The organism is Flavivirga aquatica, from assembly GCF_001747085.1.
GTDB lineage: Bacteria > Bacteroidota > Bacteroidia > Flavobacteriales > Flavobacteriaceae > Algibacter_C > Algibacter_C aquatica.
Genome location: NZ_MDJD01000007.1, coordinates 175830 through 198392 on the forward strand (window position 1 = coordinate 175830; position 22563 = coordinate 198392).

A 22563-nucleotide genomic window follows, 5' to 3' on the forward strand; every position below is an offset into this window, starting at 1 on the left:
AATGTTAAATTTTAATCTATTGTACTTCTGAAAGTTTTTGAGGATAATCAAGTTTTATCTTTTCTATCTTCTCTTTTAACTTTACTTTATTCCCTGGCCAATTTACATCTTTATGATTTGCTTCCATTTCTGAAAAAGGCATTCCATATAGCTCTTGGGATCTTGCATCTCTTAACACATTATATGCTGCTACCAATTCATTTTGAACAGCTATATAAGTCTTGTAAGTTGTTTCACGTTCGTTTTTTAAAGATATAATCGCCTTTGTTGGATTATCCGACAAGTCAGGATTTTTTTTACCATTACAAAAACTACATGACCCATCGCCTCCGTTATCCAAAAAATCAATGGCTGCTTGTCTTAAATCTTTAATTTCCATAATCTCATCTTCAACAAGTAATTGATCTTTACCATTTAATAAAACTGTAAAAATATTTTTTTGTTTTATAACTGGTGGTTCAGATTGATCCTCTATAGGAGGAAGTTTTCTGTTAATACCAGAATCTGTTTCAATAGTTGTTGTTACTAAGAAAAATATTAATAATAAGAACGCAATATCGGCCATGGAGCCTGCATTTACTTCTGGTGCTGCTCTTTTTGCCATAATTTATTTATTAAATAGTTTTTTTGCTCCTCCAAATAACATTGATGCAATAGCAATAAATGCTAACGCATAAAATGCAAATAATCCTGCACCTACAGTTTTTGAATCTGCTTCAGTGATCCCTAGACCTTTATCATTAAAAGGTTTTAAATCTAAATCTGTACCTGATGATATCCCGTAAGAAATAAAGATAACTGCTAAGAACGCTCCAACTGTAATTAAAGTCTTTTTAATGTTTCCAGCAAACAAGCCCTTTATAACAAACAATACAACAAGAGCAAGTACTATACCAAGAACAGTATATGCAATATATAACATGTTCCCACTCATATCTATAGCAGTCTCATCATCTCCTGTCATTATCATCAACGCAAATATTGCGCCAATAATAGCAAGAGCAAAAGCTACTATTTTTAAAATTTTATGTAAACCCATAATTTTTATATTTAATTATTTATTACTTTTTATTTCTAATTAATAGATCCATTAACGTAATAGAAGCATCTTCCATATTGTTAACGATACTATCAATTTTAGCAATAATATAATTATAAAAAATTTGAAGTATAATAGCTACTACTAAACCAAATACAGTTGTTAAAAGTGCTACTTTAATACCACCTGCTACAAGTGATGGTTGCATATCTCCAGCAGCTTCAATTTTATCGAATGCTTGAATCATACCAATTACCGTACCCATGAAACCAAGCATTGGTGCTAGAGCGATAAATAACGAAATCCAAGATACATTTTTCTCTAATTGTCCCATTTGAACACCTCCGTAAGCTACTACTGCTTTTTCTGCAGCTTCTACACCTTCATCAACTCTATCTAAACCTTGATAGAAAATAGAAGCGATAGGTCCTTTTGTATTTCTACAAACTTCTTTTGCTGCTTCTACACCTCCAGAAGATAATGCATCCTCAACACTTTGAGTTAATTTTTTTGTGTTCGTAGTTGAAAGATTTAAAAAGATAATTCTTTCTATAGCAATTGCTAAACCGAGAATCAAACATAATAATACAATACCCATAAATCCTGGGCCTCCTTCAATAAATCTCTTTTTTAATTCTTGATGAAACCCAAGGTCCTCAGTGGCAGTTTCTTCTGCTTCTTGAGTCGTACTAACTACAGTTGTTACAGCTGTACTTGTATTTGCAATTGTAGTTGCATTAGCAGTTCCGAATGCCATCATTCCTGTAATAGCAAGGATAGAAAATAATCTTTTCATGTGTCTAGATCTTAATTTTATTAGTTAAAGTGTTAAAGATATAAAAAAAAAGCAAGTAAAAATAAAATAACAGCAGAGAGGAAGGGATTCGAACCCTCGATACCCTTTTGAGGTATACACACTTTCCAGGCGTGCGCCTTCGACCACTCGGCCACCTCTCTGTATTTTTATTGCATTATTTTAAGGGGCTCAAATAACGAAAAAAACTTTAAACACTAAAATTTTGAAAGTTATTTTTAGGTCATTTCCCCTCTCAAGGAGTCTTCATACGTGATTTTAAACAGTTTATCAGAAATATTTTGCCCTAATAAATACATTAATTTACCCAGAGCAGCCTCTGTTGTGATGTCTTTACCCGAAATAACACCTATTTTTTTCAGCTCATTACTCGTTTCATAGTGTCCCATCATCACACTTCCTCCAGAACATTGAGTAATATTGATTATATATATACCTTTAGATATCGTTTTTTTTAGTATATCAATAAACCATTTTTCGGTAGTACAATTTCCTGCTCCATACGTTTCGATAATAACCGCTTTTAAGTTTGGTGTATTAAATACACTTTCTATTACCAAATTAGTAATCCCAGGAAAAAGCTTAATTAATGCGATATTTTCATCTAACTTTTTATGAACGATTAATCTCTTTTCTAAATCGGGTTTAAATAAAAACTTGTTATTAATTTTTAAATGCACACCAGATTCAGCCAAGTCTGGATAATTTAAAGATGCAAACGCTTGAAAATGCTCAGCATTTATTTTAGTTGTTCTATTAGCTCTATACAATTTGTATTCAAAATATAAACAGACTTCTTTAATGGTTGGCTTACCTTCAGTTTGTAAAGAAGCCACTTGAATAGATGTTATTAAATTTTCTTTGGCATCTGTACGTAAATCTCCAATAGGAAGTTGAGATCCGGTAAAAACGACAGGTTTAGCTAAGTTTTCTAACATAAAACTTAATGCTGATGCTGTATAGCTCATCGTATCACTGCCATGTAAAACTACAAAACCATCGAACTCATTGTAATTAAGCTCTATTATTTCGGCTATTTGAATCCAATATTCCATATTCATATTACTAGAATCTATTGGTTCTTTAAATGATACCGTATCAATATTACAATCTAAAAGTTGTAGTTCTGGTATTTTTTCTAAAAGTGTTTTAAAATCAAAAGCACGAAGCACTCCTGTTTTAAAATCTTTCACCATCCCTATAGTACCTCCAGTATATATAAGTAGTATCTTTGGTTTTGACTGGCTCATATATTAAACTTTAAAAACATTCTTAGAGTTTTGTGTTGTTATAGCTGCAATATCTTCTTCACTTCTATTATATATATAGGACAGTTTTTCTAATACCTTTATTATATAAACACTTTCATTTCGTTTTCCTCTATAAGGTGTTGGTGCCAAATAAGGAGAATCTGTTTCTAATACGATATGTTCAAGGTCTATCTCACTTAAAAATTTATCGATTTTTCCATTCTTAAAAGTAGACACGCCACCAATACCTAACTTCATATTATATGAAATGGCTTGATACGCTTGCTCAAATGTTCCAGTGAAACAATGGAAAACACCAAATAAATCCTCGCTTTTTTCTGATTCTAAAACTTCAAAAACTTCATCAAAAGCATCTCTACAATGAATAACTATAGGTAATTTATATTTTTTAGCTAATTGAATTTGATATTTAAAGGCTTCTTGTTGAATACTAAGTGTTGATTTATCCCAATATAAATCAATTCCAATTTCGCCTACTGCATAAAATTTTCGCTTAGCGAGCATCTCTTCAACATGTTTTAACTCATCTTTATAATTATCCTTTACATGAGTTGGGTGTACCCCCATCATTAAAAACATATGGTCTGGATATTTTTTTTCAAGATCAAGCATTGACTCTGTATAATTAGAGTCTATAGCTGGAATAAAAAAGCGAGATACGCCTTGTTGCAAAGCACGCTCTATCATTTCTGTTCTATCTTCATCAAACGCTTCACTATATAAATGTGTATGTGTATCTGTTATAATCATTTGGTAAAAATAAAAAAGTCATTAGTTTAAATAATGACTTTTAAGTTTTTTGTTATGTTTAAATCTTACAAGATTATAAATCAATCTAACTGTCTTAAGAGTTTTTTAGCTTGCTTATAATCATCCGCATCTTCAGAAATTGTTTTTAAAACATCTATACATGCTTTATTATCTTTCTGTTTTAATTTACTCAAAGCTAAATACCAAGTCGCTTTGTTTTTATAAACGGAATTTCCTCGACGCAAATCTTCTAAAACCTTATCTGCCATTTCATAATCATTTAATTCAATATTAGTAATGGCTCTATATAATTTTAATTCTGAATTATTTTCATCTAATTTTATTAAATTTCGAAACGCATCCTCGGCTTTGGCATAATTACCTGAGTTAAATGCATGCTCTGCTGTATTTAAAAGCTCATTATTACTACCCCTAACAGTTAAACTAATACTGCCATAATCTGCATAATCATTATACGTAGGGTTTGAAAATTGATTTAATGCAAAAATCCCAAGTAATAAAGCTATACTTGCAGCAATAGCATATTTATAAAGATTAAAGGTTTTTGATTTCTCTTTTATATTAGAGGTTGTTTCTGTTTTATTAAAATGGTTATTAGATATACTCTGTAAATTCTCTTGAAATGATTTTGAAGCTTCTTCGTTTTTAAATTTATGCTCTAAATAAGAAGATAGTTCTTTATAAAAATTAAAAGACTCATTAAACTCTAAATCGGTTTTTAATCGAGCCTCGAAAGCTTCAACATCATCCAATGGAAGTATTTTAGAAAGATATTCTTCAAATAATATATAGTCTTGATCTTTCATTTAATTAATTATTAAGTTGGTTAAATTTTGGCGATTTACGAACCAGCTCAGTTAACTTACCTATACATAAAGATTTTTTTTTCCTAGCGTAAGCATATGTAACGCCTATTTTTTTTGCTACATCTTCCATAGACTTTATTTTAAATGTAGCTGCTAATAAATCTTTACAAGCATTTCCTAATTTTTGAAACATTTCTGCAAATAAAGCTTCTTTTTCTCCAAACACAGACGTTTCAAAAGCTAGTTCTTGAGCCTCGTCACTTTTAGATAAAATCTCTTCATTAATTGTTACCTCTTTTTTTGAAGATTTTTTCAATTCATTTAACCATTTACGTTTACAAAGCAGGAAAAAATAAGCATCAAAGGGACATGTAAGCTTTAATTCTTTTTCATTCGCTTGATTATATATGGTTACTAGAGTATCTTGAATAATATCTTGAGCTTCTTCTGTAGTACCATTGTTTAGCTTAATATAATTAACAACTTTAGGCACAAACTTATCATATATAGCTTGTATAATAAATGAATTGTTGTTTAATAAACCTTCTATGTATTTCTGGTCTTCGTGTATTTTTTTTTCACCCATTCCCCCTCTTGTATTTCCTACTAAAGTAAAAAAACTTTAAAACAAAGGGTAACAATATTAAAATGATTTTGATATAAGGATGTAACAGCTATATGCTTTACATAAAATTAATTAATCCTTAAAAATTAGAAATCATGAAAATTATAAAGCAATTTTACAAACATTCAAACAATTTAAATGATATGAATAAAAATTTGAAAAACACATTTGGTACACTTTTAATAATGACTTTATTATTTACTAGCTGTTCTAAAAATAACGACGACGTAGACATTATAATTCGTGCTACCGCTGAAGACTTTAGTAATTTAAAACAAGAAGCTTTAAATAATCAAACACAAAATTTTCAGTTTAATGCCGAAGATGGTACGATATCTTTAACATCTGAAAAAGGTGTTCAAATTAACCTTAACGGATCTTGTTTAACTTTAAATGGAAATTCTATAACTGGAACTGTAGATTTAGAGTTTATCGAATTATTTGACAAAGGCCATATGCTAACAACAAATAAACCAACAATGGGTACCTTACCTAATGGAGATAAAGCCTTGTTGATTTCTGGTGGAGAGTTTTTTGTAAATGCCACTCAAAATGGAGAATCTTTAGATATAAGTTGTAGTATCCAATTGGCTATTCCTTCAAATTTAACAGGTGGAATAGATAATGACATGCTACTTTGGAAAGGTAGAATTGACGAAAATGATAATTTAGCTTGGGATCAAGTTAGAGATAATGCTACTGGACAAGGAGGCGTATTTGCAGAAGGTAATCAATACTATGCTTTTTTAGGAGATTTTGGATGGTCTAATGTAGATCGTTTTTATAATGACCCAAGACCAAAAACAACCATATTAGTTAATGTACCTGAAGGTTATAATAACACTAATTGTTCTGTATTTTTATCCTATGATGGTGAAAACACTGGTTTAGCCAATTTAGACACTTACGATTCAAATACCGGTTTATTTAGCGAACATTATGGACAAATCCCTATTGGATTAGAATGTCATGTTATTTTTGTAACTGAAGATGCAAATGATTGGAAATATGCTATAAAAGCAGCTACTATCACAGAAAATGGAATTATAACATTTACTAATGATGATACATCTACTGTTACTGAAGCTCAATTAACAACTATCATTAATGACTTACCGTAAATATCTATCCTTTTCATGACCTACTACTTAAAGTAATTTGCTTCAAGGTTTAACCTGGTTTTTTTCTTACAAAAAGAAGGATAATATAAAGGACTTGCCTGTATATATAATATATACCCTAAAGTTATGAAAAAAACCACTCCCACATTACTTATAATATTTATTGTATTAATACTTATTGCTAACTTGACGCTTATTGTATTAAACCTTGGACAACTAAATTAAGTTAAACAAATCAACTTTTGTATATTTATAAAACAACTAACACGTATTATTATAATGATTAAACATTTTATTACTATTTTATTCTGTTTATTATGCCTTTATGGTTTTGCTCAAAAAAAAACAAAAATAGATACCATACCTAGAATAGCAAATATAAAATATAGCATTAATAATAACGAAGTTATATGCACCCCAGAAACACCTGTTTTAAATCAAATTGCAGGTGCTCCCAAAGCGTTCTACACCCATTATTGGGAATTTGGAGATGGACACTATAGCACCAAAGAAACTCCTAAACATGTTTATAAAAAAGCTGGCGAATATGAAATTAAGCTATGGGCTACAAACAATTACGATGTAGGCAAACCTCCAACCTCAAGACCTAAAAAGGTCGCGATTAACAATATAACTTCTACATATGAAGACATTGCATCAATGAGCGAAGACTTTACTTTAAAACGAAACAGAGAACCAGTACCCGATCAAGATATGGTAGTTATCATGAGTTATAAAAATGCTAAAGATTATGTAGCTAATGGGAAAATTTATTTGTTTTATAATGAACTCCAATATAAAGCTAATAATTTTGAATTAACTGAAACTAGAACCTATTATAATGAAAAAAATACTCTAAACGATGCATTTACTTTTACAAACAATATTGATGATGATAGAACTTACTTAGCATCTATAGATAATAAAACGATTCAAGCAAGGAAAGTTATACAAGATACTACTCAAAAAATGAATCTACCTCTCACCATTCAAGATTCTAAAGCATTATATAAAAATTGGAGCCTCTTAGAATTTGACAATATGCAACCTAATGAAGAACGTAATATCTTCTTTAGTTTTAAAACAACACCAGAAATGGTTAAAGATACTAGTGCCATTATATCTGTTAGAGGTGTTTACATACCAGATGCTAACTTTGACAATCACAAAGTAAAAGACATGGAAATGGAAATTGTGACTTCACACGACCCTAATAAAATGTCATCAAACGGAACTTTAATGAATTATAGATTAGTCCGTTTTAAAACTTTAAAATATAAAATTAAATTCCAAAATAACGGAGAAGGTCCTGCTAGAACTATAAGATTAGAAACAGACATTCCTGAAATGTTAGACAAATCAACTTTAAAAGTTTTAGATATGTATCCTAAATGCGAAATATGCCCTAAACGAGATGTTTTATATAGTTGCCTTGACACTACATTCACAAACAAACAAGCTATTTTTACTTTTAAAAATATTTATTTACCAGGGAGTGAGCAAAAAAATGTAAAAGAACATGATTCCACTAAAGGTTTTGTAAAATACAGTATCAAATTTGCTAAAGATTTCCATAAGAAAAAGACAAAAAGTAGGACTGCTATTATTTTTGATAAAAATGATCCCATCATCACCAATTATTCTACAACACGCTTTTTACCAGGTATTTCAATTGGAGCAAAAGTGGGCTATAATTCATTTAATGATTTAAAAAACTCTGAAAGTTACTTCTTTGGAGCTACACTTTCACCTTTTAAATCTTATAGATGGTATTGGCAAATAGAATTGATGAACAATCTTCATAATTATGATAGTGATACCCAAGTTTTAAACGAAATTATTACTGATCCTAGTGGGGTTCGTTTTACACAACGTACTACAACAAGTACATCTTACAAAAATATAGATTGGGATATTCCTATTTTAATACGTTATAACATAAATAATTATATAGGTTTGGGAACAGGTTTACAGAACACTATTTCTATAAATGAAAAGCGACAACAAAATATTTTAACTGAACAATTTGAAGGTTTTCAACAACCAGCTTCTATTTTTAATACTATTGAGGAAAACCAAGAAGAAACAAATTCTTTTACAAACTTAAGAACAGGTCTATTATTTGAAGCCACTGCTGGTTTTTCTAGAATTGGCCCTAGTTTAGGCGCTCGTTATATTATGAGTTTTGAAGACCATCTTAGCTATTGGCAGTTCTATGCTATATGGAAATTTTAAGACCTAAATCATATTTAGGCTACTCATTCTTATGAAAAAATTATACTTCTTCTTTCTATTAATAAATTCAATTAGTTTTTCACAAACACTTGAAGAGACCATTTATGTAGCCACCGAAGTTTTTATTAGCAACCAAAACAATGAATCATTACAACTATTAAACCAACAAGAATCAACATATAAAACACTAGTTAATACAAAAGACGAGCAATTAGCCTTAGTCTTTTTGCAGTGCAACAAAGGCTACTATTTAGACAAACATTCTAAACTAAAAGAAGCCATTACTAGTTATGAAGATGCCCTAAAACGATTTCAATCAAACAATCTTTTAAAATTTTCTGATTTTGATATTATTGAAAGTTGCCTAAAACCCTTAGGTAATTTGTACACCAAAACGAGTGACTATACCAATGCTATAAATACTATAAATCAATATATTTTTTTTGCTGAAGAGCGTAATAACATAAACCATCAAGTTAGCGGTGCCATTAATCTTGCTAAACTATACGAAACTATAGGTAAATATAAAATCGTTTTAAAAATTATTGAAAACACTTCCAAACTCCCCAATATATCTAACACACAAAAGAAACATTTAACAGCTATTAAAATCACAAATTTAATAGCTTTAGAAAAATATGAAGAAGCATCATTTATAAACGCCACTTCAAAATTTTCAAAATTCAATAAGCATAAAAACGATTACTTAATCCAACTAAAAAAAGGTAATTATAATCAGGCATTAAATGCTTTCAAAAAAGCAAAAACAACCATTAACAAAACAAACATGTCTATTAGAAATCTCTCAAAGTTTTATGTTGAAGAAGCACAACTATATTATCTACTTAACAGACAAAATAATGCAATACAGAGCCTAAACCTTGCCTTAAAAACACTAATCCCTAATCTTACGCCTCAAGACTTCTATGATAAAAATAATTTATATCCTGAAAATACATTTATAGACATTTTTGATTTATATGCCACCATGCAGTCCAATACAGAGAAAGCACTTCAATACTTTAACTTAAGCTTTCATGTTTCAAAATTATTACAAAATAGTTGGACCTCGCAGGAAGCTAAAATTTTAAATCAAACCAATAATAGAATTAGAAGCGAAAAATGTATTAGTCTTCTTTATAATAAATTCAATGAAACTAAAAATAAGACCTATTTATATGACGCATTTCATTATTCTGAAAACGGCAAAGCATCTGTTTTAAAAGAAGTATTTCAAAAAAAATTGCGCCAAAAACAATTTCCTAATGACAGCTTGTTAACTATAGAAATTAATCTTTTAAAAAAACAAGAACATATTACAAGTTTACTTGTAAAAGAACAAATGGGAAATAGTAAAGCATCAAGAATAAACCTTTTAAGCAAAAACCTTAGCGAAATCAGCCTTAAATTAAAAACAATAAAAACAGCCATTTTAAAAAAATACCCAGAGAGTACTAGTAACTTATCCTTAGAAACATTGCAAGCTAAATTATTAAAAGATGATACTGTATTAGTAGAATATTTTTATGGAGAAACTGCCATATATCAGTTTACAATTTTAAGTAAAAACATTTATTTAGATAAAATTATTTTAAATACTGATACCAGAAAACAAATTACCGATTTCATTCATCTTTTTGATAACGCCTCAATCATAAATAATAATATAAATACTTTTACAACAAAAGCATTTAATCTTTTTGAACTATTAAAATTCAATACTATTTCAACAAGTAAAAATGTTGTTATTATACCTGATGGATTATTGAATTTTATCTCTTTCGAATCTTTATTAACTTCTAAAACAAGTACAACATCTTATTCCAAAATGCCTTTCCTGGTGAAAACTCATAATGTACTTTATAATTCTAGTGCTCTTTTTTATTCAACAAAAAATAAACCTGTAGAAACGAATACGCTACTCGGCTTTTTTCCTGTATTTGAAAACACTAAAAAAAAGCTTACTTACTCAATAGAAGAAGCGCATGCCATAAATACAGAAATGTCCTCTAAAATATTTATGTATAATAAAGCAACAAAAGCTAATTTTATAAAAAACGCTAATAACTATAATATTTTGCATTTATCTACACATGCTAATGCTGGTGATTTTATAAAACCTGCTAATATTGATTTTTATGATGATACACTGTATTTAAATGAATTATACAGCCTTAATTTGAATACAAACCTAGTCGTTTTAAGTGCCTGCGAAACAGGTATTGGAAAACTATACAAAGGAGAAGGAGCTATGAGTATAGCTCGTGGCTTCCAGTATTCTGGAGCTAAAAATGTACTGTTTTCCTTATGGCGAATCAATGATTTATCAGCGTCTCAAATCATACAATCATTTTATGAAAATTATAGCAAACACCAAGCTACATATCTTGCTAATCACAATTCCAAAATTGAGTATATAGAAAATAACACTATCAGTAATATTAAAAAATCTCCATACTACTGGAGTGCTTTTGTTTATTATGGGGAATTTACAAAACCAGATTACAATAGACCTTTATTTTATAATATAGGTATAATTGTATTTATCCTTCTATTTATAGTAATTTTACTTTTGAAATTTAAGTAAATCATATGAAAAAAACATTGCAGGAATTTCTTCTTGAAAAAGACTATACTAAAACAAAACTAAAGCTTACAAAAACGAACCATTTTGAAATTAAAGCAACTATTAATGGTACAAAAGGTTTATTTATTTTAGATACTGGGGCTTCAAGTTCTTGTGTAGGTTTTGAAGCTATTAATCCATTTAAATTAAAAGTACAAGATTCTAAAATAAAAGCTGCAGGTGCTGGTGCTACAAACATGGATACTAAAACATCTAAAAAGAATAAAATTAAAATAGGAAAGTGGGTAAGCAATAAAGTTGTCTTGGTGTTATTTGATCTAACTCATGTAAATACAGCCTTAATAAACCACAATTCGAAACCTGTTGATGGTATTATAGGAGCAGATATCTTAAAAAAAGCTAAAGCTATTATAGATTATGAAAAGAAATATATATATTTAAAGCTATAAAAAAGCTCATAACACAAATTTATTTTTTCAACTAATAACACATAATCTACTAAAAATCAATAAAAGACTCTTAGAAGCAGATATCTTAAAAAGATAAAGCTATTATAGATTACAAAAAGAAATATCTATATTTAAAGCTACAAAAACTCTCTTAATACGAACTCACTTTTTTAATTAATAGCACTTAATCCCTAAAACATTAATGAATACCTCTATTGTAATTGCAGACGATCATCCACTGATGCTAAGAGGCCTTACTGATTTTTTAACCTCTAAAGGATATAATATTATTGGAAGCGCAGAAGATGGAAATAGCGCTTACAACCTAATTATAAAATTAAAACCAGAAATTGCCATTCTTGACATAAGAATGCCACATAAAACTGGTTTAGAAATAGCCGAAGCTTGTAAAAAAAACAATTTACATACAAAAGTTATTCTTATCACTTTTGATAAGGAAGAAGAATTATACGATAAAGCTAAAGAGTTTAATGTATATGGATATATTTTAAAAGAGTTTGCTATAGAAGAAATAGAAATGTGTATTAAACACGTTATTAGCGGCAAACCTTACTTTAGCGCAGAAATAGCATCTTACTTAAACGCAAGTACTTTAGAACAAAAACCAGATACATTAAATTTACTAACAAAATCTGAATTAAAAATAGTAAAACTTATTTCTGAGAATAAAACTAGTCAAGATATTGCTGAAGAATTAATAATATCTGTTCGCACAGTAGATAAACACCGTAGTAACATTGTTGCTAAATTAGGTCTAGACAACAAACCCACATCTCTTTCCATTTGGGCTAATTTAAATAAAGCATATTTATAAAAATACGTAGAAGTGCGTATTTTTTATATTAATCTCATAAATTACCTTTACACTGTTATTAGTTCTTAATGGGTGCTATTAAAAAAAGGCTCTAAATCATTGTGATTTGGAGCTTTTATATTTTTCAAAAAAACTTCTTTTTTTAGAATACTATCACAAATATAGAATACAATAACTTAATTAACTCTTCTACTTAAGACCCAACATATAAAAAGATACGTAGAAGTGCGTATTTTTTATACTAATTATAAAGAATACCTTTACAGTGCTATTAATTAGTTCTTAGGGAGAATTAAAAAAAGGCTCTAAATCATTACGATTTAGAGCTTTTCATTTTTTACATAATATACTTTCTTAATTCAGTTATACTATCACGAATATTGAACACAACAATTAATCTTCTACTTAAATCCTTACACATAAAAAATACGTAGAAGTGCGTATTCTTTTTACTAAATATAAAAATTACTTTTACCTTGCTATTAATTAATTCTTATTGAGAATCAATAAAGGTTCTAAATCATTACAATTTAGAGCCTTTTCTCTCACAAAATATGCTCTTACACATTATAATACTCTCTAAATTTAAGATTCTACTATAACCACGTAATAATACGGGGTGCAAAAAATACGTAGAAGCCCTATTATTTATAACGAGTAAACAAATTACCTTTATAATACTATTAATAGTTCTTTAGGGAGAGTTATAAAAAGCTCCAAATTGTAATGATTTGGAGCTTTTATCTTTTACAAAACTATACACATATACAACACTCTATGTTTAGTAGGCATAATAAATATTTATTAAAATAAAAGAACCACACCTTTTTAACTCATATTAAAAGGCTGACCTGTACTTTGTAAAACAGCAAACCAAAATCCAGCTTCTAAATCTATTTTCTTACGTTTCTTAACTACTTCCGAAATTGGTAAGTAAACAAATATATTATTGACTACACCTATTACAAATCTAGTTTTTCCTGCCATCGCTCCATGCACTGCATGATACGCTAATCTACTACAAAAAATACTATCGCTAGAATTCGCTTTTTCACTTCTGATGATGTAGCTGGGGTCGATATATTTGATGGTAACCTCTTGTTTAATAGACTTGAAGTGACTTTGAATCTCTTCTTTTAAAAATAAACCAATATCATGATGTTTTAAATTTCCTGATGCATCTTTTACTGTTTTCCCGTTTTTAATTAAATGTTGTCCTGCCCCTTCAGCAACTACAATTACAGCATGTTTTCTAGATTTCAATCGTTTTTCTAAACTCTTTAGAAACCCATTTTCTCCTTTCAACTGAAAATTCATTTCGGGAACTAATACAAAATTTACAACAGGCATAGAAAGGGCTGCAGAAGCAGCAATAAAACCACTATCTCTACCCATTAATTTTACAATAGAAATACCATTATTAGCTCCATTGGCCTCGATAGCTGCGTTTCTTATAATTGGATTAGCGACATCAAAAGACGTTTCAAACCCAAAAGATTTATCAATTAAATCAATATCGTTATCGATGGTTTTTGGAATTCCAACAATACTAATTTCAAGTTTCTGTTTATCTATTTCTTTACCAATAGCATCAGCTCCTTTTAACGTTCCATCTCCTCCTATAGCAAAAAGCATATTGATGTTATTTTCAACTAAATAATTCACCATATCGTTAACATCTTGAGCACCTCTTGAAGAACCTAGAATAGTTCCTCCAAATTCATGAATATCCTTAACCTTATCTGGTGTTAACTTTATAGGTTTATGCCCTATACTACTATTCAATCCTTCAAAACCATAAGGGATTCCTAAAATATCTTCAACTCCATAGAAGTAATGAAGCGTCATTACTGTACCACGTATTACATTATTAATACCTGGACACAAACCTCCACATGTTACAATAGCTGCTTTTACATTTTTTGGATTAAAAAAAATTTGCTCTCTTGGACCTGCTTTTTCCATATACAAGGGCATAATATTCTTTTTTAAACACTTATTATAATTTTCGTAAAAAATATTATAAATTATTTTTTCGTTTTCTGTTACGAAATTAAAAATCTTATCCCCTCTTTTTTTGCTTAAATCTAAAGGAGAGTTTATTGTAGCTTTTCCTATTGTATGTATTTTAAAATTCTTCTCCATCATTATATAGTGTGATTAATATAATTTTAAGTAATAGTCATAATTGGTATTAGAGTAACTTTACATTAATATGTTGAATGACTTCTATGAAATCACTTAGCATTAAAAATGTATTAAGAATAAAATAACGGTGAAAAACATTATTCTTAATACATTTTTATTGATCATCTCCAAATTACTTTTTAGCAATAGCACTCATTTAAAACTTTTATAAATGATGATCAAGAATTTGATGGGCATCAATTAATGGTCCTCCATGCATGATTTCATCAGATGCTAGGTTTATGAATTTATCAAAATTTAGATGAAACGAATGTGCTAACTGAATAGACTTACTTATATAAGCTCCTTTTTGCAACCAAGTATTCATTGGATCCAATATTTCTGTTGGTACTCCTTTACAGTATTTAGGCATATATAATCCGAAAATTGGATGTTGTTCGTACTCTACCTTTTCTAATTCCCCTTCCAAAATTGAAGAAATCATTGCTCTTGTGTACTTTAATTTAATTCTAGATCCTACACCATACGAGCCACCGCTCCACCCTGTGTTTATTAACCATACATTAACTCCCGCTTCTATCATTTTTTCACTTAACATTTCTGCATATTTTGTAGGATGTAATGGCATAAATGGCTCACCAAAACAAGCTGAAAAAGAAGGTATAGGCTCTGTTACACCTGCTTCTGTTCCTGCTACTTTAGCTGTATAACCAGAAATAAAATGATATGCAGCCTGCCCTGGAGTTAGTTTAGATACAGGAGGCAATACTCCAAAAGCATCACAGGTAAGAAAAAATATATTTTTTGGATTTTTCCCATAAGACGGTTTTGCTATAGCGTCAATATGATCTATTGGGTAACTAACTCTTGTATTCTGTGTTATTGTACTATCAAAATAATCCACTTCCTTAGTACCTTCTTTAAAAACAATGTTTTCCAGTAGCGCCCCAGGTTTAATCGCTCTAAAAATGTCTGGTTCTTTTTCTTCGGTTAGGTCTATTGCTTTAGCATAACAACCTCCTTCAAAATTAAAAATAGTATTTTCCGCTGTCCAACCATGCTCATCATCTCCAATTAGTTTTCTGTTTGGATCTGCAGATAAAGTTGTTTTTCCTGTACCTGATAAACCAAAGAAAATAGCTGTATCTCCATTCTTACCTATATTAGCAGAACAGTGCATAGGTAGTACATTTTTTTCTACTGGCAAGATAAGGTTCAACGCAGAAAAAATACCTTTTTTCATTTCTCCCGTATATGCAGACCCACCAACAAGTGCTATTTTTTTCGTGAAATTTAAAATAGAAAAATTTCCTTTACGAATACCAAAAGATTCTGGATTTGGTGCTTCATATCCTGGTGCGCAAAGCACTAACCAATCTTCTTCAAAACCAGCCAATTCTTCTTCATTCAACCTTAAGAACATATTTTTAATAAAATAATTTGACCACGGGTATTCCGTTATCGTACGCACATTCAATTGGTATTTTGGATCTGCACAAACAGCTGCATCTCTTGCATAAACTTCTTTGTTTGACAAATATTTAGTTACTTCATCATATAATCTATCAAAATTTTCTGAAGAGATCGGTTTATTAATTCTCCCCCACCATACTTTATCTTTAGTATAGTCATCTTTAACTAAAAAACGATCTTTAGGAGAGCGTCCCGTAAATTTACCTGTATTTACAGCTAAAGTTCCATTTTCTGTTTCTACCCCCAAACCTTGTTCAAGAGTAAGTTTCTGTAATGTTTCTTCATCTAAATTCCAATGCGCTTTTACATTGTTTAGTCCATACTTTTCTAGACTTCTTTCAATAATCGTACTTTCCATAGTTTTATAATTTAATTGATTAAAAATGCCATATTAGTGGTACTAAGATCACTGTTGTTAAAAACAAGAGTAATAAAAGCGGGGTGCCTACTTTCATATAATCCATAAACTTATAATTACCTGCTACCATTACCATTGCATTAGTTGTTGTACCAACTGGTGTTAAAAATGCTGTAGACGCTGCAATGGCTACTACTATCATAAATGGTTTTGGAGACACTCCTAATGTAGTTGCCGCAATAATAGCTATTGGAGCCATAAGTACTGCTGTAGCAGAATTGTTAATAGTCTGACTAAATGCTGTTGTTAATAAAAATATACCTCCCAATAAAACAGATGGGTGAATTGCCCCTAAAGTAGTTACTAAATAATCTGCAGCCATTTGTGCTGCTCCTGTTTTTTGTAACGCAACTCCCATAGGAATCATAGCTGCTATCATAATAACACTTGTCCAACTTATGTCTTTATATGCTTTAGATATAGGTATACAACCAGACAACATCATGATTCCTGCACAAACTAAAGAAGCTATAGCTCCAGGCATAATTTTAAAAACTAGTAATATGATTAACAATGACAATGTTCCTAAAGCCAAATAAGATTTAAAAGTAAGCTGATCTACATTTTTTGCCATAGATTCGGGACTACCAGATATTACTACATTATTATGAGATTTTTGTAATGTCTCAATAGCATTCCATGAACCTCTTATTATAAAAGCATCTCCAGACTTTACATTAACATTGACATCTGTTAAAGGTTTGTTTCCTCTAGAACCTCCAATTAACTGTATTCCTATTTGTTTTAAGTATGAACCCAATGAAATAGATTGTCCAATAAATTTAGAACTAGGGGTAATTATCATTTGAGCCAATCCTACTTCTTGGTTGATAAATTCACCTTTTAACTCATCATTAGTATATGGAGTAGGTATTATTCCTAATTTAAACTTTATCATAAAAGCATTAATTGCTTCTGCATTTCCTTTAACTGTAATACTATCATGATATCTCATTTCAGTATCCATAGTTGGAAATTCTACAAAAGGAGGTGTTTTTTTTAAAATATTTGGATGCCTTCTACGTAGCCTAATTATCGATATTTCACTGTTTTTTTCAAATTCCCAATCACCAATTCTTGTATTTATTAAAGGAGACATGGAACGAATTCTAAATCGATATAAATTATATCCTATACTATAATCTTTTACCCATTTATGCAATTCAGAATTAATATCTACGGGCTTATTATTCGTTTTATTATTAGGAAGCAACCTATTGCCTATATATCTAAAATAGAGTATTGTTATTAGCAGAAGAGGCAATCCTATTAAACCTATTTCAAAAAATGAAAGTCCTTCAAATCCGCTCTCTACCAAAGCATTACTTGCTATAATATTAGGGGGTGTACCTGTAAGTGTTAAAAGACCTCCTGTATTAGAACCAAAAGCCACTGGAATTAACAACTTAGATGGTAATGTTGCTGCATTCCAAGCCGATGAAACTGTTACTGGAAGTAAAGCAGCCACTGTACCTGTATTACTTACAAAACCAGATAAAACACCAGAACCAAGAGTAACGATAACTAATAGTTTATTAACACTATTCCCTGCCCATTCAACAAATTTACGCCCTGCAAGAGCAGTCCACCCAGTTCTTGATAGCCCTTCTCCAATTATAAATAGAGCTGCAATCATTATTACTGTTGGGTTACTAAACCCTATTAAGGTTTCCTTTAAATCTATAACTCCTGTAAGAAACAAAGCGAGCATGGATAATATGCCGACTACATCTGGAGGAAACTTACCCCATATAAATAGGATAATAGTTATACTAAGAATTATAAATAATGCTATCATTTCACAATGTATTTTAGTCTATAGCTAACACTGGTATTTTAGAGTGTAGTGTTAACAATTCTGTTAATTGACCTTTAGATTTTTCGCTATTTTTAGCATGATTTCTAGGAAGAATAGTTATCATATCTATATTATGCTTTTTAGCATAAGTCATAATACCTTCTAAAACATCTGTATGTTCTATAAATGTATGCTCAGAATAAAACTCCTCTAAATAATAAGCTAATATATTCTCGTTCTTTTCATCTATTGGAGAATACCCATAAGTCTCTGGTAAATTTTTAATAGTAACCACATGTACTTTAGCTTTAAACTTCCTAGAAATATCCAGTAACACATTCAAAACTTTAGCATCGTCAATTTCCTCTTTTCCAATAACTAATGCAATATCTTTAATTTTAAAATCATCTATTTTATATGGAATTACAAGAACAGGACAATCTGCTTCTAATACCATTTTTGAAGTATTTGTACTTTCCTTATAAGGATCATTTAATGCCCCAAAAGTTCCCATGATAACTAAGTCTATTTGCTTAGATTCTAAAATACTTGTTAAAAAATCTATTAAAGAACCACTTCCAGAAACCCACTCTACATTTTCTTTAATTTTATTCTTCACCATAATAGAATCAAAAGATTTCTTTAATTCTTTATGGTTATTATCATTTGTAACATAAGCCATAATTATCTTCATGTCTTTGTTATCCTTTATAAAATCCATTGCATAATCCAATGCTTTTTTTGAAGAGCCTGAAAAATCGAAAGGCACTAAGATGTTAGAAATTTTATTCATGATATCCAGATTTAATTATTAATACAGTAAAACTAGAAATTGTTCAGGTGTAAAAACATGACATATATCACATCCATTTGAAAAAAGCTTATTTTATTCTGCATATATTATTAATGATGAAAAGGACATTTATATGTACATAATTTTATTATTCATTTAATTTTTAAAACCTAACATTAATCATATTTATAGCGCATAAAATTTAAAACCTTGCGATAGTTTTTAAAATATAATGCTTTAGATTATGTGTGTAAAAAATTTAAGAAGTCTTACGATTGTAATTTTAATTTTCTTTAATACAAGCCTTTTATTGGCTCAAAAAAATAGAGAAGATATTATTGGCTCTTGGATAGTTATTTCAGGAAATAACAAAATAGCAAAAAGATGGAGTATCCCTACGGTAGGCATTCTACGCCACTATAAATTATTTAATGCTTATGAATTTTCTTTTGCAAGAATAGGCTTAACATATAAAGCAAAAGATAATTTATTTTTAACAACTGGAATCGCATACCTAGACGCAGAGACTTATGCTATAGGTTCCCAAAAGAAACGATCTACACAATTGTGGCTTTATCAAGAAAATGTTTTTAATATAAAACTAAAAAAACTAAGAATTTCAAATAGATTAAGATTTGAAAATAGGTGGATTAACAAGAAGGACAACGATATTACTAATTACAGATTGAGATATAGACTTCAACTAAAATACCCTATTAATAAATATTTTTATTTGAAAACGTTTAATGAATTTTTCTACTCCTTTAACACTTCTAACTTTAATCAAAATAGATTTTATGCAGGTTTAGGGTGCAACATTTCCAATTCAATAAAATTAGAAACCGGATATATAAAAAATAGTTTTCCAAAGGCTAAGTATGACAGGTTGCGTATAGTTCTTTTATTTAAAACTAATTTGATTAAGAAAAAAACAATATTATCTCAAAATAAAATTTTACAGTCTAAAAAATAGAATTATCACTAGAGTTATTAGTTTCATAAACTGATAGATGTCATCTAATTAAAAACAAGTAAGTCGTAATTTTAAGATAATATTAAAATTCACAATCATGGAAATCAAGAAAAACCCAGAACTAGATTTAAATAGAAATAGTAGTCTTTATTTTGCAATTGGGTTAGCTACAATGCTATTTCTTACTTGGAGAGCTTTAGAATCCAGAACATATATTTCTGATAAAGAACAAGAAGTATTAACCATGCATAGTAAAAATTACATAGAAGAAGAGGAAGAGGAAATTCCTATTATTAAAACAAGTTATAAAATACCTCCACCACCGCCAAGTGCTCCAATAAAAATACAGGTGGTAAAAAATGAAATTGAAATCGAAGAGACTTTTATAGAAAGTACAGAATCAAATCAAACTACAGAGATTAGTAATACTGTTATTAATGTAGAAGACATTGAGGTTGGTGAAGTTGATGAAGGAGAATATGTTGTTGTCCCTTTTGCTATTATTGATGATGTTCCTACATTTCCTGGTTGCGAAGGACTCGCTAAAAAGGATAAAAAAGCATGTTTTAATCGTAAAATAACCGAACATATTAGCAAGCACTTTGATTATCCTCAAGAAGCATTAGATTTAAGTATTACAGGAAAAGTATATGTACAGTTTGATATTAATGCTAAAGGAGAGGTTGCTAATATTCAAAAAAGAGGACCTGATCAAATATTAGAAAAAGAAGCTGTTAGGTTAATTTCTTTATTACCTAAAATGAAACCAGGAAAACAACGTGATATGAATGTAAGTGTTAGATATAGTGTCCCTATTTATTTCAAGATGCATATTGAGTAAAAATACCTGCTTACAAAATACGTAGAAGTGCTTATTTTTTTTTTACTGAGTGAAATATATCTTTACATAGTTATTAATTAATTCTTTTGAGAGAGAATTTTTTTAAAACTCTGTGTTGTTTATGACACAGAGTTTTTTAAGCTATTAAAAAGTCAATATCAATAATGAAAAATAATAATAATAATAATATTCTTAGTAAATGTTGCTTAGTTGGGTTAGCTATTTTAGTTATAGTCACTATTTCTATAAATATTATAATGTTCTTTCATTAATTATAAAAAATTCAATAAAAAAGGTGTTGTATAAATTTATACAACACCTTTTTTTATTATAAATCGTCTGTATTTTGAATTTACAGTTCTAAAGCTTTCTTAATATCGTTATTCATTAATAACTCTACAGGGTTTTCTAAAGCTTCTTTTACAGCTACTAAAAATCCAACACTTTCCTTTCCATCAATAATTCTATGATCATAAGATAAAGCGACATACATTATAGGTCGAATTACCACTTGTCCATCTATAGCAACTGGTCGCTCTACAATATTATGCATTCCTAAAATCCCACTTTGTGGAGGGTTAATAATTGGAGTAGATAACATGCTTCCAAACACACCTCCATTGGTAATTGTAAAGGTTCCTCCAGTCATTTCATCTACAGTAATTTGTCCATCTCTTGCACGAAGTGCTAAACGTTTTACTTCAGATTCCACACCTCTAAAACTTAAATTCTCAGCATTTCTAATTACTGGTACCATTAATCCTTTAGGTCCAGAAACAGCAATACTTATATCGCAAAAATCATAAGAAAGCATTTCTTTACCATCAATCATAGAATTAACAGCTGGATACATTTTTAAAGCTCTTACTATTGCCAATGTAAAGAAACTCATAAACCCTAAACCAACGCCATGTTTTGCTTTGAAAGTTTCCTTATATTCAGAGCGTAATGCAAAAATAGGAGACATATCAACCTCATTGAAAGTAGTTAACATAGCTGTAGTATTTTTAGCTTCTACTAAACGCTCTGCTACTTTACGACGTAGCATAGACATTTTACTTCTTGAAGTTCCTCTGTTTCCTCCAGTTGGAGTTCCCATAGATGGTACTGCTTTTACAGCATCTTCTTTAGTAACTCTACCTGCTTTTCCTGTTCCTGAAATTGAATTAGCATCCATTCCTTTTTCAGCTAAAATCTTTTTAGCTGCAGGACTTGCAGATCCTGTTACATATGTTTTGGCTTCGGCTACAGGAGCTTTAGGCTCCTCTGCTTTTGGGGCTTCTTCTTTCTTTTCTGGTTTTGCTGCATCACCACCTTCTGGTTTTGCTACACTAGTGTCAATTAAACATACTACTGCTCCAACAGCAACGGCGTCACCTTCTTCTGCTTTTAGTGTAATTACTCCACTAACTTCTGCAGGTAATTCAAGAGTTGCTTTGTCACTATCAACCTCAGCAATAGCTTGGTCTTTTTCAACATAATCTCCATCTTCTACTAACCATGTTGCTATTTCTACTTCAGTAATAGACTCCCCTGGCGAAGGTACTTTCATTTCTAAAATCATTG

19 protein-coding genes and 1 tRNA gene are annotated in these 22563 nt (G+C 29.8%); 7 read left to right on the plus strand and 13 right to left on the minus strand.

The annotated features are described in order from the left end of the window. Window positions 1–16: 16 nt before the first annotated feature. The 8 genes from A8C32_RS01505 to A8C32_RS01540 all read right to left on the minus strand — a co-directional run bounded on the left by A8C32_RS01505 (window position 17) and on the right by A8C32_RS01540 (window position 5287). Window positions 17–604, minus strand: coding sequence for an ExbD/TolR family protein (locus A8C32_RS01505; protein ID WP_069828684.1), 588 nt, complete (start codon window positions 602–604; stop codon window positions 17–19). A gap of 3 nt (window positions 605–607) precedes the next feature. Next, on the minus strand, window positions 608–1039 hold the full coding sequence (locus A8C32_RS01510; protein ID WP_069828685.1) for a hypothetical protein: 432 nt from the start codon (window positions 1037–1039) through the stop codon (window positions 608–610). Window positions 1040–1061: 22 nt separating this feature from the next. Next, window positions 1062–1835, minus strand: a complete 774-nt coding sequence (locus A8C32_RS01515; protein ID WP_069828686.1) for a MotA/TolQ/ExbB proton channel family protein — start codon at window positions 1833–1835, stop codon at window positions 1062–1064. Window positions 1836–1908: 73 nt separating this feature from the next. Beyond that, window positions 1909–1996: transfer RNA gene (locus A8C32_RS01520), tRNA-Ser, on the minus strand. Between the two features lie 75 nt (window positions 1997–2071). Beyond that, window positions 2072–3103, minus strand: coding sequence for an asparaginase (locus A8C32_RS01525; protein WP_069828687.1), 1032 nt, complete (start codon window positions 3101–3103; stop codon window positions 2072–2074). Window positions 3104–3106: 3 nt separating this feature from the next. Then, complete coding sequence (locus A8C32_RS01530) at window positions 3107–3874, minus strand: TatD family hydrolase (protein WP_069828688.1); 768 nt, start codon at window positions 3872–3874, stop codon at window positions 3107–3109. A gap of 80 nt (window positions 3875–3954) precedes the next feature. Further along, entirely contained in the window at window positions 3955–4701 is a 747-nt protein-coding gene (locus A8C32_RS01535) for a tetratricopeptide repeat protein (protein WP_069828689.1), read from the minus strand. 4 nt (window positions 4702–4705) lie between these two features. After that, entirely contained in the window at window positions 4706–5287 is a 582-nt protein-coding gene (locus A8C32_RS01540; RefSeq protein ID WP_069828690.1) for an RNA polymerase sigma factor, read from the minus strand. 134 nt (window positions 5288–5421) lie between these two features. On the opposite strand from A8C32_RS01540, the gene A8C32_RS01545 reads away from it, so the two are divergent. The 5 genes from A8C32_RS01545 (at window position 5422) to A8C32_RS01565 (ending at window position 12553) form a co-directional block, all read left to right on the plus strand. Continuing rightward, a complete protein-coding gene (locus tag A8C32_RS01545) occupies window positions 5422–6447 on the plus strand; it encodes a hypothetical protein (protein ID WP_093455577.1) in 1026 nt (341 codons plus the stop codon). Between the two features lie 279 nt (window positions 6448–6726). Beyond that, window positions 6727–8682, plus strand: a complete 1956-nt coding sequence (locus tag A8C32_RS01550) for a DUF7849 domain-containing protein (protein ID WP_205635357.1) — start codon at window positions 6727–6729, stop codon at window positions 8680–8682. A gap of 31 nt (window positions 8683–8713) precedes the next feature. After that, window positions 8714–11269: a CHAT domain-containing protein gene (locus A8C32_RS01555; RefSeq protein ID WP_069828691.1), complete on the plus strand. Its 2556-nt coding sequence runs from the start codon at window positions 8714–8716 to the stop codon at window positions 11267–11269. A 5-nt stretch (window positions 11270–11274) separates the two neighbouring features. Continuing rightward, window positions 11275–11718, plus strand: a complete 444-nt coding sequence (locus tag A8C32_RS01560) for a retropepsin-like aspartic protease (RefSeq protein ID WP_069828692.1) — start codon at window positions 11275–11277, stop codon at window positions 11716–11718. Window positions 11719–11920: 202 nt separating this feature from the next. Continuing rightward, complete coding sequence (locus A8C32_RS01565) at window positions 11921–12553, plus strand: response regulator (RefSeq protein ID WP_069828693.1); 633 nt, start codon at window positions 11921–11923, stop codon at window positions 12551–12553. A gap of 828 nt (window positions 12554–13381) precedes the next feature. Here the strand turns inward: A8C32_RS01565 and A8C32_RS01570 are convergent. The 4 genes from A8C32_RS01570 to A8C32_RS01585 all read right to left on the minus strand — a co-directional run bounded on the left by A8C32_RS01570 (window position 13382) and on the right by A8C32_RS01585 (window position 19183). Further along, complete coding sequence (locus tag A8C32_RS01570) at window positions 13382–14701, minus strand: ATP-dependent 6-phosphofructokinase (RefSeq protein WP_205635358.1); 1320 nt, start codon at window positions 14699–14701, stop codon at window positions 13382–13384. A gap of 205 nt (window positions 14702–14906) precedes the next feature. Continuing rightward, a complete protein-coding gene (gene pckA, locus A8C32_RS01575) occupies window positions 14907–16532 on the minus strand; it encodes a phosphoenolpyruvate carboxykinase (ATP) (protein WP_069828695.1) in 1626 nt (541 codons plus the stop codon). 19 nt (window positions 16533–16551) lie between these two features. Further along, window positions 16552–18390, minus strand: a complete 1839-nt coding sequence (locus A8C32_RS01580) for an SLC13 family permease (protein ID WP_069828696.1) — start codon at window positions 18388–18390, stop codon at window positions 16552–16554. Window positions 18391–18403: 13 nt separating this feature from the next. Beyond that, entirely contained in the window at window positions 18404–19183 is a 780-nt protein-coding gene (locus tag A8C32_RS01585) for a universal stress protein (protein ID WP_069828697.1), read from the minus strand. A gap of 310 nt (window positions 19184–19493) precedes the next feature. Between A8C32_RS01585 and A8C32_RS01590 the strand changes: the two genes are divergently transcribed. Then, entirely contained in the window at window positions 19494–20156 is a 663-nt protein-coding gene (locus tag A8C32_RS01590; RefSeq protein WP_165605771.1) for a DUF2490 domain-containing protein, read from the plus strand. 97 nt (window positions 20157–20253) lie between these two features. After that, window positions 20254–20997 carry an energy transducer TonB gene (locus A8C32_RS01595; protein WP_069828699.1) on the plus strand — a complete coding sequence of 248 codons (744 nt, stop codon included), beginning with the start codon at window positions 20254–20256 and terminating at the stop codon, window positions 20995–20997. 352 nt (window positions 20998–21349) lie between these two features. Here A8C32_RS01595 and odhB read toward each other — a convergent pair whose 3' ends face one another. Then, window positions 21350–22561, minus strand: coding sequence for a 2-oxoglutarate dehydrogenase complex dihydrolipoyllysine-residue succinyltransferase (gene odhB / locus A8C32_RS01600; protein ID WP_069828700.1), 1212 nt, complete (start codon window positions 22559–22561; stop codon window positions 21350–21352). Window positions 22562–22563: the final 2 nt, after the last annotated feature.

What these genes read in the sequence shown, in the direction of transcription:
- A8C32_RS01505 (WP_069828684.1), bottom strand. Translation starts at nt 604, where the DNA reads ATGGCAAAAAGAGCAGCACCAGAAGTAAATGCAGGCTCCATGGCCGAT.
- A8C32_RS01510 (WP_069828685.1), bottom strand. Translation starts at nt 1,039, where the DNA reads ATGGGTTTACATAAAATTTTAAAAATAGTAGCTTTTGCTCTTGCTATT.
- A8C32_RS01515 (WP_069828686.1), bottom strand. Translation starts at nt 1,835, where the DNA reads ATGAAAAGATTATTTTCTATCCTTGCTATTACAGGAATGATGGCATTC.
- A8C32_RS01525 (WP_069828687.1), bottom strand. Translation starts at nt 3,103, where the DNA reads ATGAGCCAGTCAAAACCAAAGATACTACTTATATATACTGGAGGTACT.
- A8C32_RS01530 (WP_069828688.1), bottom strand. Translation starts at nt 3,874, where the DNA reads ATGATTATAACAGATACACATACACATTTATATAGTGAAGCGTTTGAT.
- A8C32_RS01535 (WP_069828689.1), bottom strand. Translation starts at nt 4,701, where the DNA reads ATGAAAGATCAAGACTATATATTATTTGAAGAATATCTTTCTAAAATA.
- A8C32_RS01540 (WP_069828690.1), bottom strand. Translation starts at nt 5,287, where the DNA reads ATGGGTGAAAAAAAAATACACGAAGACCAGAAATACATAGAAGGTTTA.
- A8C32_RS01545 (WP_093455577.1), top strand. Translation starts at nt 5,422, where the DNA reads ATGAAAATTATAAAGCAATTTTACAAACATTCAAACAATTTAAATGAT.
- A8C32_RS01550 (WP_205635357.1), top strand. Translation starts at nt 6,727, where the DNA reads ATGATTAAACATTTTATTACTATTTTATTCTGTTTATTATGCCTTTAT.
- A8C32_RS01555 (WP_069828691.1), top strand. Translation starts at nt 8,714, where the DNA reads ATGAAAAAATTATACTTCTTCTTTCTATTAATAAATTCAATTAGTTTT.
- A8C32_RS01560 (WP_069828692.1), top strand. Translation starts at nt 11,275, where the DNA reads ATGAAAAAAACATTGCAGGAATTTCTTCTTGAAAAAGACTATACTAAA.
- A8C32_RS01565 (WP_069828693.1), top strand. Translation starts at nt 11,921, where the DNA reads ATGAATACCTCTATTGTAATTGCAGACGATCATCCACTGATGCTAAGA.
- A8C32_RS01570 (WP_205635358.1), bottom strand. Translation starts at nt 14,701, where the DNA reads ATGATGGAGAAGAATTTTAAAATACATACAATAGGAAAAGCTACAATA.
- pckA (WP_069828695.1), bottom strand. Translation starts at nt 16,532, where the DNA reads ATGGAAAGTACGATTATTGAAAGAAGTCTAGAAAAGTATGGACTAAAC.
- A8C32_RS01580 (WP_069828696.1), bottom strand. Translation starts at nt 18,390, where the DNA reads ATGATAGCATTATTTATAATTCTTAGTATAACTATTATCCTATTTATA.
- A8C32_RS01585 (WP_069828697.1), bottom strand. Translation starts at nt 19,183, where the DNA reads ATGAATAAAATTTCTAACATCTTAGTGCCTTTCGATTTTTCAGGCTCT.
- A8C32_RS01595 (WP_069828699.1), top strand. Translation starts at nt 20,254, where the DNA reads ATGGAAATCAAGAAAAACCCAGAACTAGATTTAAATAGAAATAGTAGT.
- odhB (WP_069828700.1), bottom strand. Translation starts at nt 22,561, where the DNA reads ATGATTTTAGAAATGAAAGTACCTTCGCCAGGGGAGTCTATTACTGAA.